10 protein-coding genes are annotated in these 14834 nt (G+C 71.6%); 9 read left to right on the plus strand and 1 reads right to left on the minus strand.

All coding sequences use genetic code 11. The features are described from left to right. Positions 1-95 precede the first annotated feature (95 nt). The 7 genes from DSC_RS03900 to tkt all read left to right on the plus strand — a co-directional run bounded on the left by DSC_RS03900 (position 96) and on the right by tkt (position 9505). A complete protein-coding gene (locus DSC_RS03900) occupies positions 96-962 on the plus strand; it encodes a DUF58 domain-containing protein (protein ID WP_014159829.1) in 867 nt (288 codons plus the stop codon). Then, positions 959-1423: a DUF4381 domain-containing protein gene (locus DSC_RS03905; protein ID WP_014159830.1), complete on the plus strand. Its 465-nt coding sequence runs from the start codon at positions 959-961 to the stop codon at positions 1421-1423. Before DSC_RS03900 ends, DSC_RS03905 begins: the two co-directional genes overlap by 4 nt. Beyond that, entirely contained in the window at positions 1420-2439 is a 1020-nt protein-coding gene (locus tag DSC_RS03910; RefSeq protein WP_014159831.1) for a vWA domain-containing protein, read from the plus strand. The genes DSC_RS03905 and DSC_RS03910 overlap by 4 nt, the downstream gene beginning before the upstream one ends. Then, positions 2436-4223, plus strand: coding sequence for a VWA domain-containing protein (locus tag DSC_RS03915; protein ID WP_014159832.1), 1788 nt, complete (start codon positions 2436-2438; stop codon positions 4221-4223). The genes DSC_RS03910 and DSC_RS03915 overlap by 4 nt, the downstream gene beginning before the upstream one ends. After that, entirely contained in the window at positions 4223-5983 is a 1761-nt protein-coding gene (locus DSC_RS03920) for a BatD family protein (protein ID WP_014159833.1), read from the plus strand. Before DSC_RS03915 ends, DSC_RS03920 begins: the two co-directional genes overlap by 1 nt. A 100-nt stretch (positions 5984-6083) precedes the next feature. Then, entirely contained in the window at positions 6084-7388 is a 1305-nt protein-coding gene (locus DSC_RS03925) for a dicarboxylate/amino acid:cation symporter (protein WP_014159834.1), read from the plus strand. A gap of 107 nt (positions 7389-7495) precedes the next feature. Continuing rightward, on the plus strand, positions 7496-9505 hold the full coding sequence (gene tkt / locus DSC_RS03930; protein WP_014159835.1) for a transketolase: 2010 nt from the start codon (positions 7496-7498) through the stop codon (positions 9503-9505). Positions 9506-9605: 100 nt separating this feature from the next. Here tkt and DSC_RS03935 read toward each other — a convergent pair whose 3' ends face one another. Continuing rightward, positions 9606-11705: a glycosyltransferase gene (locus DSC_RS03935; protein ID WP_014159836.1), complete on the minus strand. Its 2100-nt coding sequence runs from the start codon at positions 11703-11705 to the stop codon at positions 9606-9608. Positions 11706-11803: 98 nt separating this feature from the next. On the opposite strand from DSC_RS03935, the gene mrcB reads away from it, so the two are divergent. Beyond that, on the plus strand, positions 11804-14242 hold the full coding sequence (mrcB, locus tag DSC_RS03940; RefSeq protein ID WP_014159837.1) for a penicillin-binding protein 1B: 2439 nt from the start codon (positions 11804-11806) through the stop codon (positions 14240-14242). Further along, positions 14239-14763 carry a hypothetical protein gene (locus DSC_RS03945; RefSeq protein WP_014159838.1) on the plus strand — a complete coding sequence of 175 codons (525 nt, stop codon included), beginning with the start codon at positions 14239-14241 and terminating at the stop codon, positions 14761-14763. Before mrcB ends, DSC_RS03945 begins: the two co-directional genes overlap by 4 nt. The last annotated feature ends 71 nt before the right edge of the window (positions 14764-14834 follow it).

Here is a 14834-nt window from a genome sequence, read left to right on the forward strand (position 1 = left end):
GCAGGCGCCGAAGTGTCCTTGCCGATGGACGCGTTCCCGCGCCAGGTTCCCCTGTCCCCGGGGTCGGCGACGGCCTCAGGCCAACCCTGGCCGAGTTGATCCAGCTGCGTGCCCTGGCCCAACGCCGACCTGCGGCGCGGCGCGGCAGCCATCACCTGACCGGGCCGGCGGCCTCGCCGCTCCGCGGGCGCGGCATGGAGTATGCCGAGTCGCGCGAATACGTGGCCGGAGACGATGCCCGCCACATCGACTGGCGGCTGACCGCGCGCAGCGGCAAGCCGCACACCAAGCTGTTCCAGGCCGAACGCGAGCGCCTGACCCTGATCGTGGCCGACACCGCGCCGGCGCTGTACTTCGGCACCCGGGTGCGCTTCAAGTCGGTGCAGGCCGCGCGTGCCGGGGCGCTGGCGGCCTGGGCGGCGGTGCGCGATGGCGACCGGATCTCGGTGCTGCGCGGCGCCGGGCGCGAGGCGCCGGTGCCACCGGCCTCGGGCACCCGCGGCGCGTTGCGGGCCCTGGACGGCCTGATGCGCTGGTATGCACAGCGACCGGACGACGATCTGGGCCTGGCGCCGGCCCTGGAACACGCCCAGCGCGTGCTGCGGCCCGGCTCGCGGCTGGTGGTGCTGGCCGATCCGCGCAGCGTGGCGCAAGTGCCCCAGATCCGCTGGCCGTCGCTGGCCGGGCACCACGAGGTGATCGTGCTGCTGCTGACCGATGCCCTGGAACAGGCCCCGCCCAAGGCCACGCTGCCCTTCCAGTCCGGTGACCACCGCGTCGAGCTGGACCTGGGCGATGCCGCGCAGCGCCAGCGCTGGGGGCGCGAATTCGTCCAGCCGCTGCACGCCGCGCTCGAGTACCTGCCGGCGCGCGGGGTGCGCGTGTTCGCGCTGCGCGCCGATGCGGCCAGCGACGCCTGGCTGCCGCTGCTGGGGCGCGCGCCGGCGCCGGCCACCGCATGATCGCCGCCGCGCCGCAACCGCTGGTCCTGCGCGACGTGCACGTGCCGCCTGCGCCCGGTTGGTGGCCGCCCGCGCCGGGCTGGTGGCTGGCGCTGCTGGTGATCGCGCTGGCGGTCGGCGTCCCGCTGCTGTTGCAGCAGCGCCGGCGCGCGCGCCGGCGGCGCTGGGCGGCGCTGTTCGACCGCGACTGCGATGCGGCGTCGGCGCCGCCGGTACAGGTGGCCGCGGCCTCCGAACTGCTGCGCCGCGCCGCGCGCAACGTCGATCGCCATGCCGACCGGCTGCAGGGCCAGGCCTGGCTGACCTTCCTGGACGGCACCAACGGCCAGCCATTCAGTGCCGGTCCGGGCCGGTTGCTCGAGGACGGCGGCTACCGGCGGCGGGTCGATCCGCGCCAGCTTGAACAGCTGCGCGAGCTCGCGCGCGCGCGCTTCGTGCAGCTGATGGAAGGCCGGCGATGAGCCTGGCCGCACAATGGCTGCAGGAATTCAGGCAGGTGTTCGGCGGCTTTGCCTGGCCGTGGATGTGGCTGGCGCTGCCGCTGCCGTGGCTGGTGGCCTGGCTGGCGCCGGCTGCGCGCAGCCAGTCGCCGGCGCTGCGCGTGCCCTATGGCGAGCGCCTGGACGGCATCGCCACCACCGGCGCTTCGGTGCGCCGGCTGCGGGTGAACTGGCTGGCGGCGCTGGCCTGGGTCCTGCTGTGCCTGGCCGCCGCGCGCCCGCAGCAACTGGGCGCGGCGATCACCCCGCCGCAGGCCGGACGCGACCTGATGCTGGCAGTGGACCTTTCCGGAAGCATGCGCGAGCCGGACATGGAGTTGGGCGGCCGCCCGGTCGATCGGTTGACCGCGGCCAAGGCGGTGCTGGCCGACTTCCTGGATCGGCGCATTGGCGATCGGGTCGGCCTGCTGGTGTTCGGCAACCGGGCCTACACGGTGGCCCCGCTCACCCTGGATCGCGATTCGGTGCGCGACCAGCTGCGCGACATGGTCAGCGGCCTGGCCGGGCGCGAGACCGCGATCGGCGATGCGATCGGCCTGGCGGTCAAGCGCCTGAGCCAGCAGCCGGCCGGCCAGCGCGTGCTGATCCTGCTCACCGACGGGGTCAATACCGCCGGCGCGCTGGACCCGCAGAAAGCCGCCGAGCTGGCCAGGAACCAGGGCGTGCGCATCCACACCATCGCCTTCGGCGGTGACGGGGCCGGCCTGTCGGTGTTCGGCATGCGCCTGCCGGGCCAGGGGGCCGACGACATCGACGAGGAGGGCCTGCGCGCGATCGCCGACACCACCGGCGGGCGGTTTTTCCGCGCCCGCGATACCGAGGAGCTGGTGGGCATCTATTCGGAGCTGGATCGGATCGAGCCGATCTCGCGCCCTGGTCGCGCGGTGCAGCCGCGCATCGAACGCTACCCGCTGCCCTTGGCGTTGGCCCTGGGCTGCGGACTGCTGGCCCTGGCCTGGCGAGGACTGCGCCGATGAACCGCGGCGGCTGGGAATGGTTCGTGACCGGGTTCAAGGAGTTCCACTTCCTGCGGCCGTGGTGGCTGCTGGCGCTGCTGGCCCTGCCGCTGCTGTGGTGGCTGTGGCAACAGACCCAGCGCCGCGCCAACGCCTGGCGCGGACTGGTGGACGCGCACCTGCTGGCGCACCTGCAGGCGGGCGGCGGGCGTCGGCAGCGGCTGGCGCTGCTCGGCAGCATCGCTGCCTGGGTGCTGGGCAGCGTCGCGCTGGCCGGGCCCAGCTGGCGCCAGGACGAACAACCGCTGTGGCAGACCCGCGCACCGCTGGTGATCGCGCTGGATCTGTCCGGCACGATCAACGCCAACGACCTGCCGCCCTCGCGCCTGCTGCAGGCGCGGGCCAAGCTGGCCACGCTGCTGCGCGAACGCGCTGGCGGCCAGGTCGCGCTGGTGGTCTACGCGGGCGAGGCCTTCACCGTGGCCCCGCTGACCGATGACGCGGCCAACGTGGCGCTGTTTCTGGATGCGCTGGACCCGGGCATCATGCCGGCCGCCGGCAGCGATGCCGGCAAGGCCATTGCGCTGTCGCAGGCGCTGATGCGCCGGGCCGGGTTCGACCGGGGCCAGATCCTGCTGCTGACCGACCATGCCGACGGCGAAGCCCAAGGCGCGGCCCGGCGCGCGGCCAGCGCCGGCTTCAACGTGTCGGTGCTGGGCCTGGGCACGCCGACCGGCGCGGCATACCGCGATGCCGATGGCAGGATCGGGCGCGCGCAACTGGATGCCGCTTCGCTGCAACGCCTGGCCGCGGCCGGGGGCGGGCGCTACCAGGCACTGACTGCCGGCGATGGCGACCTCAAGGCGCTGGGCGTGCTGACTCCGCAATCGGAAAGCGCCAGCGCCGCCAAGGGCGAGAAGGGGATCGCCTGGCGCGACCAGGGCTACTGGTTCCTGCCGCTGCTGATGCTGGTGTGCCTGCTCGGCTTCCGGCGCGGTGGCGTGCTGGCTGCGCTGCTGCTGTGCGTGACCCTGCCGGTGGCGCAGCCGGCCGCGGCCGCGGCTGTGGACTGGTGGGCGCGCGCCGACCAGAAGACCCAGCAGCGCCTCGAACAAGGCGCGCAGGCCTATCGCAAGGGTGACTTTGCCGCGGCGCAGGCGCAGTTTCAGGGTATCGACAGCGCCGACGGCCTGTACAACCTGGGCAACGCGCTGGCCAGGCAGGGCCAGTACGACCAGGCCATCGCCGCCTACGATGCCGCGCTGGAAAAACAGCCCGGCATGGAGGACGCCATCGCCAACCGCGCCGCAGTCCAGGCCGCGCGCAAGCCGCCGCCGCCGGGCGGGCAGGGCAAGCAGGGCGGCCAGCAGGGCAAGGGCCAGGACAAGCCGCCGTCGCAGAGCGGCCAGCAGGGCGACAAGTCGCAGCAGCAGGGTGGCCAGGGCCAGCAGGATCCCGGCGACCAGAAGCCCGCCCAGGACAGCTCCGATCCGGGCAAGCCGCAGGACGGCAAGGACCCGGCCTCCGACGCCCAGGCCGACCCGCCCCAGTCGGCCGCCGAACAGCAGCAACGCCAGCAGGCCGCCGACCAGGCCCAACGGCGCAGGATGCAGCAGGCCATGCAGCGCAACGGCCAGGATCCAGCGCAGCCCGGGCAGGCGCAGGCCAGACCCGAGACCGCGGCCGAGCGGGAACAGCGCCAGGCCACCGAAGCCTGGCTGCGACGCGTGCCCGACGACCCGGGCGGCCTGTTGAAGGCCAAGTTCCAGCTCGAATACCAGCGACGCCAGAGGGAAGGAGAATGATGCGAGCCGCCGCTTTCGGGCAGGCCCATGGCCAGCGGGCCGCCGCGTGCCTGTCGTCCAGGGTCGTGCTGGCACTGGTCCTGCTGCTGGCCAGCGCTGCACCGGCGCTGGCTGCCACGCGCGCCTGGCTGGACCGCTCGCGCACCGCGATGGGCCAGCCGGTGGTGCTGAACATCGAAAGCGACCAGGACATCGGCCAGCCTGACCTGGCCCCGCTGCAGCGCGACTTCGAGGTCGTCGACACGTCCAGCAGCCGGCGGATGGAGATGGTCAACGGCCGGGTCAGCCGCAGCACCCTGCTGGCCATCACCCTGCAGCCGCGCCGCACCGGCGAGCTGAGCGTGCCGGCGCTGGACATCCAGGGCCAACGCACGCCGATCCTGGGCCTGCGCGTGACCGAGGCCCCGGCTGCGCAACCGGGCAACGCCAACGCCTATATCGAGACCGTGGTCGACGACCTGACGCCCTACGTGCAGCAGACCGTCGGGGTGACCCTGCGCCTGTACTACGCCGTGCCGCTGGTGTCCGGGCAGCTGGACATCGATCCGCCGCAGGGCACCTCGCTGCAGCGCGTCGGCGATGACGTGCAGTCCACCCGCGAGGTCAACGGCCGGCGCTACAGCGTGGTCGAACGGCGCTTCCTGCTGGTGCCCGACCGCAGCGGCAACCTGACCCTGCCGGCGGCGCGGTTCTCCGGGCGCGGTGCCGGCGGCGGCGGACTGTTCGATTCGATGCTGGGCATGGGCCAGCGCAGCGACCTGAGCGCAGTCGGCCAGGAGCAGACCCTGCACGTGCAGGCCCAGCCGGCCGACGCCCCGCAGCCGTGGCTGCCGCTGGCCGACCTGCGCCTGCGCTATGCCAGCACCCCGCGCCAGCTCAAGGCCGGCCAGGCCAGCAGTTTCGCGGTCGAAGCCACCGCGCGCGGCGCCACCCGCGCGCAGCTGCCCGAGCTGCCCACGCCGAGGGTGGACGGCGCGCAGGTATTCGCCGAGCCGCCGCAGTTCGCCGAAAGCTTCGACGGCCCCACGCCCGTGGTGAAAGTCACCCGTCAGTATTCGCTGGTGCCCAACGGCGCCGGCAGGCTGGCGCTGCCGGGCCTGAAGATGGACTGGTGGGACGTCAAGGCCGATCGGGCCAGGACCGCGTCACTGCCGGACCTGCAGCTGGAGGTCGCGGCGGGCTCGGGCAGTTTCGCCGATGCGACCCTGCCGCAGCCGGCGGCGGCCAGCGTGCCAACCGGAGTGCAGGACAGCGGCCGCCAGGACAGCTCGGTGGTCACCGCCACGGCGCCGGCCAGCGGCCTGCGCGATCCCCGGCTCTGGATGCTGGCCGCCTGCGGTTTCGCGCTGCTGTGGCTGCTGACCCTGGGCTGGATCTTCCTGCGAGCGCGGCGCGCGCCGACGCGTGCGGTCGCGCGCGTGGCGCCCGCCCCTGCGCCTGCGCCCGAAGCGCGCGCGCGCTTCGGCCTGCCCGACCTGCGCCGGGCGCTGGATACCGGCACCCTGGACGAAGTGGGCCAGGTGCTGGTCGGCATGGCGCCGCCACCGGCGCGCGATCTGGACGCGGTGGCCGCCCGGCTGGCCGATCCGGCGCAGCGTCGGGCGCTGGACAGCCTGCGCCGTGCCCGCTGGGCCGGCGGCGACGGCACCCAGGCGCGCACTGCGCTGCGCGAGGCGTTTGCAGGCGGGCCCAGGTGGATCAGCCCGCGTGCAGGGACCACTGACCCGGATCCACTGCCGCCGCTGTATCCGCAGCGCTGAGCCCGCGCCGGCCGGCGCGGGCCCGTGCGGGTGTGGCCGAAGCGCGACGGACACCTTTGTTAAGCTCCCGTGCTTGCCCGTACCCACCAGGATCTTTCGCATGACCGAAGCTGCTTCCGGCAAGTCCAGGCTCCCCTTGCATTGGAAGATGCTGATCGGATTCATGCTGGGCCTGGTGCTGGGCCTGATCGTGCACGGCACCGTGGGCGCCGATGCGCAATGGGTCAGGCACGTGACCAGCGTGACCCAGCCGGCGGGCACCATCTTCCTGCGCCTGATCTTCATGCTGGTGCTGCCGCTGCTGTTCTCGGCGCTGGTGTGCGGCATCTCGGAAATGGGCGACGTGCGCGCGCTTGGCCGGATCGGCTGGAAGACCCTGGGCTACACCATCCTGGCCTCGGGGCTGGCCGTGGTCCTGGGCCTGGTGCTGGTCAACCTGTTCAAGCCCGGGGCCGGCACCGACCCGGTCGTTGCCCGGCAGATGCTGGACGCCGGCGCCGAGCGTGCCCAGGCGATCATCAGCAAGGGCAAGGCCGCACCGGGTGGGGCGGACATGCTGCTGTCGATCGTGCCGGCCAACGTGGTCAGTGCCGCCGCCAACGACCAGATCATGGGGGTGATGTTCTTTGCCCTGATGATCGGGGTGGGCGTGGTCCTGACCCGCAGCGAGAAGACCGCCGTGTTCCGCAATGCGGTCGAAGGCCTGTTCGAGATCTCCATGACCCTGATCACCCTGGTGATCAGGCTGGCGCCGTACGCGGTGTTCTGCTTCATGTTCAACCTGGCCACGCTGTTCGGCTGGGACCTGCTGCTCAGGCTCGGCGCCTATGTCGGGGTGGTGGTGCTGGCCCTGGCGATCCACATGTTCGTGGTCTATTCGGCGCTGCTGAAGTGGGCCGGCTGGTCGCCGCTGAGATGGTTCGGCGCGGTGCGCGAGGTGATGGTGCTGTCCTTTTCCACCGCCTCGTCCAATGCCACCCTGCCGACCTCGCTGCGGGTGGCCGAAGAAAACCTGCACCTGCCGAGCAAGGTCTCGCGCTTCGTGCTGACCGTGGGCGCGACCGCCAACCAGAACGGCACGGCCTTGTTCGAAGGTGTCACCGTGCTGTTCCTGGCCCAGTTCTTCGGGGTGGAGCTTTCGCTGACCCAGCAGGTCACGGTGATGCTGGTGTGCATCCTGGGCGGAATCGGCACCGCCGGGGTGCCGGCCGGTTCGCTGCCGGTGGTGGCGCTGATCTGCGGCATGGTCGGGGTGCCGCCGGAAGGGATCGGCATCATCCTGGGCGTGGACCGGTTCCTGGACATGTGCCGCACCACGCTCAACACCACCGGTGACCTGGTGCTGGCCACCCTGGTCTCCCGGGGCGAGCAGGACGCGCCCGACCCGGACGCCATCAACGCCTGACCGGCCCGGCCGGACGTGCGGGCGAGGGTTCATTTCACCGGAACGGGCCGGGATGGGACAATGCGGGTTCCTGGCGTTGCTTGCGCCGTCTTTTGCCCGTCCCCGACATGCCCGCTCCCACCCGCCGTCAGCTCGCCAACGCCATCCGTTTCCTCGCCGCCGATGCGGTCCAGGCCGCCAATTCCGGCCATCCGGGCATGCCCATGGGCATGGCCGACATCGCCGAAGTGCTGTGGAACGACTACCTCAGCCACAATCCCAACAATCCCAAGTGGTTCAACCGCGACCGTTTCGTGCTGTCCAACGGCCACGGCTCGATGCTGCAGTACGCGCTGCTGCACCTGACCGGCTATGACCTGCCGCTGGAGGAACTGAAGAATTTCCGCCAGCTGCATTCCAGGACCCCGGGTCACCCGGAGAGCCACCTCACCCCCGGGATCGAGACCACCACCGGTCCGCTGGGGCAGGGCTTTGCCAACGCGGTGGGCTTCGCCCTGGCCGAGAAGCTGCTGGCCCAGCGCTACAACCGCCCCGAGTACAGCGTCGTCGATCACCGCACCTGGGTGTTCATGGGCGACGGCTGCATGATGGAGGGCATCTCGCACGAGGCCGCCTCGCTGGCCGGGACCCTGGGCCTGGGCAAGCTGGTGGCCTTCTGGGACGACAACAAGATCTCCATCGACGGCGAGACCGAAGGCTGGTTCACCGACGACACCCCGGCGCGCTTTGCCGCCTACGGCTGGCACACCATCGGCCCGATCGACGGCCACGACCCGGACCGGATCAAGGCCGCGATCGAGGAAGCGCTCGCCATCACCGATCGCCCGACCCTGATCGCCTGCAAGACCACCATCGGGTTCGGTTCGCCCAACAAGGCCGGCAAGGAATCCAGCCACGGCTCGGCGCTGGGCAAGGAGGAAGTGGAAGCCACGCGCAAGGCGCTGGACTGGCCGTACCCGGCCTTCGAGATCCCGCAGGAGATCTACGACGGCTGGCGCGCCGGCGGTGCCGGTTCGTTGCGCCAGGCCGAGTGGGAGCAGTTGTTCGACAAATATGCCAGGCAGCTCCCGGCCCAGGCCACCGAGTTGATCCGCCGCTCGCACCACGAATTACCGGAAGACTTCGTCCAGGCCGCCGACGCCTACGTGGCCAGGCTGCAGGCCGAAAGCCCGGAAATCGCCTCGCGCAAGGCCTCCCAGCAGACCATCGAGACCTTCGCCGCGCTGCTGCCCGAACTGCTGGGCGGCTCGGCCGACCTGGCCCCGTCCAACCTGACCCTGTGGAAGAACGCCAAGACCGCCGTCGGTGACGACCCGGGCGCCAACTACGTGCATTACGGCGTGCGCGAGTTCGGCATGAGTGCCATCGTCAACGGCGTGGCCCAGCACGGCGGCTTCATTCCCTTCGATGCCACCTTCCTGACCTTCAGCGACTACGCGCGCAACGCGGTGCGCATGAGCGCGCTGATGCGCAGCCACGCCATCCACGTGTACACCCACGACTCGATCGGCCTGGGCGAGGACGGCCCGACTCACCAGCCGGTCGAGCACCTGGCCAGCCTGCGCCTGATCCCGGGCAACGATGTGTGGCGCCCGTGCGATGCGGTGGAAACGGCGGCCTGCTGGAAAGCCGCGGTGACCCGCACCGATGGCCCCAGCTGCCTGGTCTTCAGCCGCCAGAACCTCAAGCCGCAGCCGCGCGACAAGGCCGGCATCGACGGCATCTACCGCGGCGGCTACGTGCTGGCCGAGGCCGAGGGCGGCACCGCCAAGGTGATCCTGATCGCGACCGGTTCGGAAGTGGGCATCGCCTCACAGGCGCGCGAGAAGCTGCAGGCCGCGGGCATCCCCACCCGCCTGGTGTCGATGCCCTCGACCGACGTGTTCGACCGCCAGGACCTGGGCTACCGCGAGTCGGTGTTGCCGCCCTCGATCCGCGCCCGGGTGGCGGTGGAAGCGGCCTCGACCGATTTCTGGTTCAAGTACGTGGGCCTGGACGGCACCGTGGTGGGCATGACCACCTTTGGCGAGTCGGCCCCGGCGGAACAGCTGTTCCCGTATTTCGGCTTCACCGCCGACCATGTGGTGGAGGCGGCGCAGAGCGTGATCCGCGGCTGAGGCGTTGGTTGGCCGCGTCTGAGAGAAGGCCGGGCAATGGGGTCGACGTGGCCGGTGCGAGCTGTCACCGGCACGTCCACCCGATCAAGGCATCGGCTCGTCAAAAGAACACGCGCCGCACCGTGGCCCGCGCCGCGTCCAGCGAAAAATGCCGCTGCACGTTGTCGATGCCATTGGCGGCCAGCTGCTGCCACAGCCGCGCATCGCCATGCAGGCGCACCACCGCGGCAGCGAACGCCTGCGGTGTATCGGCCACCAGCACATCCAGGCCATCGCGCAGGTGCATGCCTTCGACCGCCACGGTGGTGGCCACCACCGGCAGGCCGTGGGCCATGGCCTGGTTGATCTTGCCCTTGACCCCTGCGCCGTAGCGCAGCGGCGCCAGCGCGATGCGGCTGCCTTCCAGCAGCGGCAGCAGGTCCGGGACGTGGCCGTGCACGAGGATGCCGGGCTGACTGGCCAGCGCCTGGATCGGCGGCGGCGGCGCGATGCCGACGATGTGCAACTGCACCTGCGGCAGCTGCGCGCGGACCAGCGGGAAGATGGCATGGGCAAACCAGACCACCGCGTCCACGTTCGGCGGATGGTGGAAGCCGCCGACGAACAGCAGGTCGCGGCGCGCCTGGAACGCCGCGCCGGCGCCGCCGGGCTGGTGCAGGTTGGACAGGATTTCCACGTGCACCGCCGGCGCCTGACGCGCCAGTTCCTCGCGTTCGACGGTGCTGACCACCAGCGTGGTGTCGGCGGCATGCATCACCGCCAGTTCCAGCGCCTGGGTGGCCTGGGACTGCCTGAGCAGTACGGGGTCGCCCAGGGTCTGCGCCCCACGGCGCTCGCGCAGGTAGTGCAGGTCCACCGTGTCGAAAATCACCCTGGCCTGCGGCGCGTGCTTGCGCAACAGTGGCAGCAGCGCATCGGCCACGTAATGGCGGCACACCAGCACCCGCGCGAAGCGGCCACCGTGCTGGCGCAGGAACTGCGGCAGGCCCTTGACGAAAGGCGCATGCCAGACCTCCACGCCCATGCCCTGCAGCGCCGGCGTGTAGCCGGGGACCAGGCCCGCATCGGCGGCGATGAAGCACACGTGCGCGCCTTCCTGCTGCAGCAGCGCGATCAGGTTGACCAGCCGCAGCGAGGCCGAATCGCGATCGGGCCTGGGGGTCAAGGCGTCGATCACCAGCACCTGCCGCTGGCCCGCATGCAGGCTGGCCGGCGAAGGTGGCCTGCGCTGCGCCGGCTGCCGGGCCAGGGCCGCACGCCACTTGTCGGCGAACACGCCGGCGTTGCGCAGCTGGCAGGCCTTGATCCCGGTGTTCTCGTCGGTGCCGGCGGTGGCGCCTTCGCGATGGACCACCACCGAGCCCGGCTGGTAGCGCACCTGGTAGCCGGCCGCGCGCACGGCGAAGGCCAGGTCGGTGTCCTCGTAGTAGGCCGGCGCGTAGCGGGCGTCGAAGCCGCCGAGGCGTTCGAACAGCGCCCGCGGCACGGCGATCGCGGCCCCGGAGACGTAATCGGCCTGGCGCACGTAGCTGTAGCGCGGATCGTGTGGCGCATCGAAGCGCCCGTAATTCCAGGCCGAACCATCGGCGAACACCACCGCGCCGGCTTCCTGCAGGCGGCCATCGGGATAGACCAGCCTGGCCCCGGCCAGGCCGGTCTGCGGATGGCTGGTGAAAGTGGCCAGCAGCGCCTCCAGCCAGCCGGGCTGGGGCAGGGTGTCGTTGTTGAGGAACACCACGTAGTCGCCGCGCGCCAGCGCCGCGCCGTCGTTGCAGGCGGCGATGAAGCCGCCGTTGGTCGCGCGCCGGTGGTAGCGCAGGCCCTGCACCTGCGGCAGGCACTGGCCGCTGGCGTCGGGCGAGCCGTCGTCGACCACGATGATCTCCACCGCAAGCCCTGGCGGATGCGCGGCCAGCGCGCGCAGGCAATCCACGGTCATCTGCAGCTGGCCGTAGACCGGGATGACGATGCTCGCCCGCGGCGCTTCCGAGCACGGCACCGCAAACGGGGCGAAGGGTTCGCAGGCCGGCAGCCACAGCGGCGCGGCGGCGAGCGGGCGGCGCAGTTGCCCGGCCAGGCGCTGCCAGGCGCGGTGGGCGGTGGGCGCAAGGCCGCGGGTCCGGGCGCTGGCCACCATCCGGCGCAGGGTGGACGTCGCGCGCGTGAACAGGAAGCGCGCGTCATCCAGCAGCATCGACATGGGCGGTCCTGACTCCAGCTGATCGGGCGGCGGGCCTTGCAAGTCCGGGGTTCATCGGCCTGCTAGACTCTCCAGTCCTTTCCATTGTCGCATCCGAAGTGGCCCGCAACGACGACGAACACGACGCCGACGACACGTACGACGATCAGGAAGACGAAGCTCACGCACGGCCCGCTTCGGTGTGGCGCCGCCGCCTGATCACCCTTGCCTTGGCCCTGGCCGGACTGGGACTGGGCTTCATGATTCCCTACGTGGCCTACCTGAACCACCAGGTGAGCCAGCGCTTTGGTGCGCTGCAGTGGCAGATCCCCACGCGGGTCTACGCGCGTCCGCTGCCGCTGGCCCCGGGCCAGGCACTGGACGCGGCCACGCTGAAGACCGAGCTGGACGCGGCCTCCTACCAGGAGGACGACACCGGCCAGGCACCGGGAACCTACGCCCGCAGCGGCAACCGTTTCACCATCGCCAGCCGGGGTTTCACCGACGTGGACCACATCATCCCGGCCACCCGGGTGCAGGTGACCCTGTCCAATGGCGAGGTGCTGGGCCTGCGCGACCTGGCCCGTGGCCGCAACATCAGGTCCTCGCGGCTGGACCCGGCCCGCATCGCCACCCTGTACGGCAAGCGTCAGGAAGAGCGCCGCCTGGTTCGCCTGGAGGACGTGCCGGAATTGCTGGTCACCGGCCTGCAGGCGGTGGAGGACCGCGACTTTGCCACCCACCACGGCATCGACCTGTCCGGCATCGCGCGCGCGGGCTGGGAGTTCCTCGCCAGCGCCGGGCAGGTGCGCCAGGGCGCCAGCACCCTGACCCAGCAGCTGGCCCGCAGTGGCCTGCTCGGCATCGGCCGCGAGCAGACCCTTGGCCGCAAGTTCAACGAGATCCTCTATGCGGTGATCCTGGAGGCGCGCTACGACAAGCGCACCCTCCTGGAGGCCTACTTCAACCAGGTGTACTGGGGCCAGCGCGGCGGCCAGGCCATCCATGGCGTGTCGGCGGCTTCCGAGTTCTGGTTCGGGCGCGAGCTGGACAGCCTGTCCACCGAGCAGATGGCGCTGCTGATCGGGATCGTCAAAGGCCCGTCCTACTACGATCCGCGCCGCCACCCCGAGCGCGCCAGGGAACGCCGCGACCTGGCCCTGCGCCGGATGCTGGCGACCAAACTGATCGACCAGAAAGAGTTCGACCGCGCCGTGGCCGCACCGCTGGGCGTGACCCGGGAACCGGGGATCACCGCGGCCAACCGGTTCCCGGCCTACGTCGACCTGGTCCGCCGCCAGCTGGCCCATGACTATCCCGAAGACGCGCTGCAGGGCGCTGGGCTGACCGTGATGACCGGCATGTCGCCCTCGGCCCAGGCCTACGCCGAAGGCGCGGTGACCGGCACCATCACCCGGCTGGAAAAGGGCAAGCGTCCGCCGCTGCAGGCCGGCTTGGTGATGACCGACGTGCACAATGGCGACGTGCTGGCGGTGATCGGCAACCGCCAGGTGGCCGCGCCCGGTTTCAACCGTGCGCTGGAGGCCCAGCGCCAGGTCGGTTCGCTGATCAAGCCGTTCGTCTACCTGCTGGCGCTGGCCCAGCCGGACAGCTGGTCGCTGGCCAGCTGGATCGACGATGCGCCGATCACCGTGCCGCTGGGCCGCGGCAAGCGCTGGCGCCCGGCCAATGCAGACAACCGCAGCCATGGCCGGGTCCGGTTGATCGATGCGCTGGCCCGTTCCTACAACCAGGCCACCGTAGCGCTGGGCATGAAGGTCGATCCGCAACGGGTGGCCGAGCTGCTCAAGGTGCTGGCCGGCATCCAGGCCGATCCCAATCCCTCGCTGCTGCTGGGCGCCACCGACCAGAGCCCGTATGCGATGGCGCAGGCGTACCAGTTTCTGGCCTCCGGCGGCCAGATCCAGCCGCTGCACGCGGTGCGCGGCGTGATCGATGCCCAGGGCCGGGTGCTCAACCGTTACGACAAGACCCCGACCGCGGCGCAGAAGGGCGATTCCATCGCCGCGCGCCTGATCAGCATCGCGCTGCAGGAGGCGGTCACCGACGGCACCGGCCGCCAGCTGCTGTCCGACGGCCTGGGGCGCCTGTCGCCGGCCGGCAAGACCGGCACCAGCAACGACGGGCGCGACAGCTGGTTTGCCGGCTACACCGGCGACCACCTGGCCGTGGTGTGGATGGGCAACGACCAGAACCTGGAGACCGGCCTGTATGGCGCCACCGGCGCGATGCGGGTCTGGTCGGGCATCTTCTCGCGCCTGCCCAGTGCGCCGTTGCAGGTCTCCAGCGAAGGCCTGGAGTGGAGGTGGGTAGCCGAATCGGCTGCGGTCGACGCCAGCTGCCCGGGTGCGCGCCGGTTCCCGTTCGTGGCCGGCTTTGCACCGTCCCAGCAGCCATGCCCGCTCTACGACACCGGCGAGGAAAGCAGCAGCGGCGGTTGGCGCCGCTGGTTCGGCCTGCCGCCCAGGGAGCCGGACCAGCCGGCGCGCGAACTGCCGTCCCTGCCACCGCCGCCACCGTCCACGAGCCCGCTATGAACCGTGCCTTCCGCCTTGCCCTGACTGCTGCGCTGCTGCTGCCACTGGCTGGCTGCGTGACCGAGCCACCGCCAGCGCCGGCCCCGGCCCCGCCGCGGCTCACCCCGACCCAGGCGCTCAACGCGGTGCTGGCCGTGGCCGGGGCCGACGACCGCGAGGTGGCGATCCAACCGGTGCGCGATCCGCAAGTGGAAGACCTGCGCCAGGCGTCGCTGGACGCGCAGCGGCGCGGCGACTGGAAGGCCTCGGCCGATGCACTCAACCAGGCGCTGCTGATCACTCCGGACGATCCGGCGGTGCTGCAGGAACGCGCCGAGGTCGCCCTGGCCCTGGGCGAATGGGAGCGGGCCGAGACGCTTGCGCGCAAGGCCCTGGCACTGGGCTCGCGGACCGGGCCGCTGTGCCGCCGCCACTGGGCCACCATCGAGCAGTCGCAGCTGGCCCGGGGCGAAGACCGCAACGCCATCTCGGCCCACGCGCAGATCGCCAACTGCACCGTGGCCGGGTTCAACCGGATGTGAGCCGGGCCGTGCCGGGCAAGCCACTGCCGAGCGCACCGGCGCCGGCCCGGTCCGCCTTGGCGGGGCAGGGA

This window comes from Pseudoxanthomonas spadix BD-a59 (assembly GCF_000233915.3).
Classification (GTDB): Bacteria; Pseudomonadota; Gammaproteobacteria; order Xanthomonadales; family Xanthomonadaceae; genus Pseudoxanthomonas_A; species Pseudoxanthomonas_A spadix.

Bases quoted from the DNA above. Each gene is read 5' to 3' on its own strand.
- DSC_RS03905 (WP_014159830.1), top strand. From the start codon at position 959: ATGATCGCCGCCGCGCCGCAACCGCTGGTCCTGCGCGACGTGCACGTG.
- DSC_RS03910 (WP_014159831.1), top strand. From the start codon at position 1,420: ATGAGCCTGGCCGCACAATGGCTGCAGGAATTCAGGCAGGTGTTCGGC.
- DSC_RS03915 (WP_014159832.1), top strand. From the start codon at position 2,436: ATGAACCGCGGCGGCTGGGAATGGTTCGTGACCGGGTTCAAGGAGTTC.
- DSC_RS03920 (WP_014159833.1), top strand. From the start codon at position 4,223: ATGCGAGCCGCCGCTTTCGGGCAGGCCCATGGCCAGCGGGCCGCCGCG.
- DSC_RS03925 (WP_014159834.1), top strand. From the start codon at position 6,084: ATGACCGAAGCTGCTTCCGGCAAGTCCAGGCTCCCCTTGCATTGGAAG.
- tkt (WP_014159835.1), top strand. From the start codon at position 7,496: ATGCCCGCTCCCACCCGCCGTCAGCTCGCCAACGCCATCCGTTTCCTC.
- DSC_RS03935 (WP_014159836.1), bottom strand. From the start codon at position 11,705: ATGTCGATGCTGCTGGATGACGCGCGCTTCCTGTTCACGCGCGCGACG.
- DSC_RS03945 (WP_014159838.1), top strand. From the start codon at position 14,239: ATGAACCGTGCCTTCCGCCTTGCCCTGACTGCTGCGCTGCTGCTGCCA.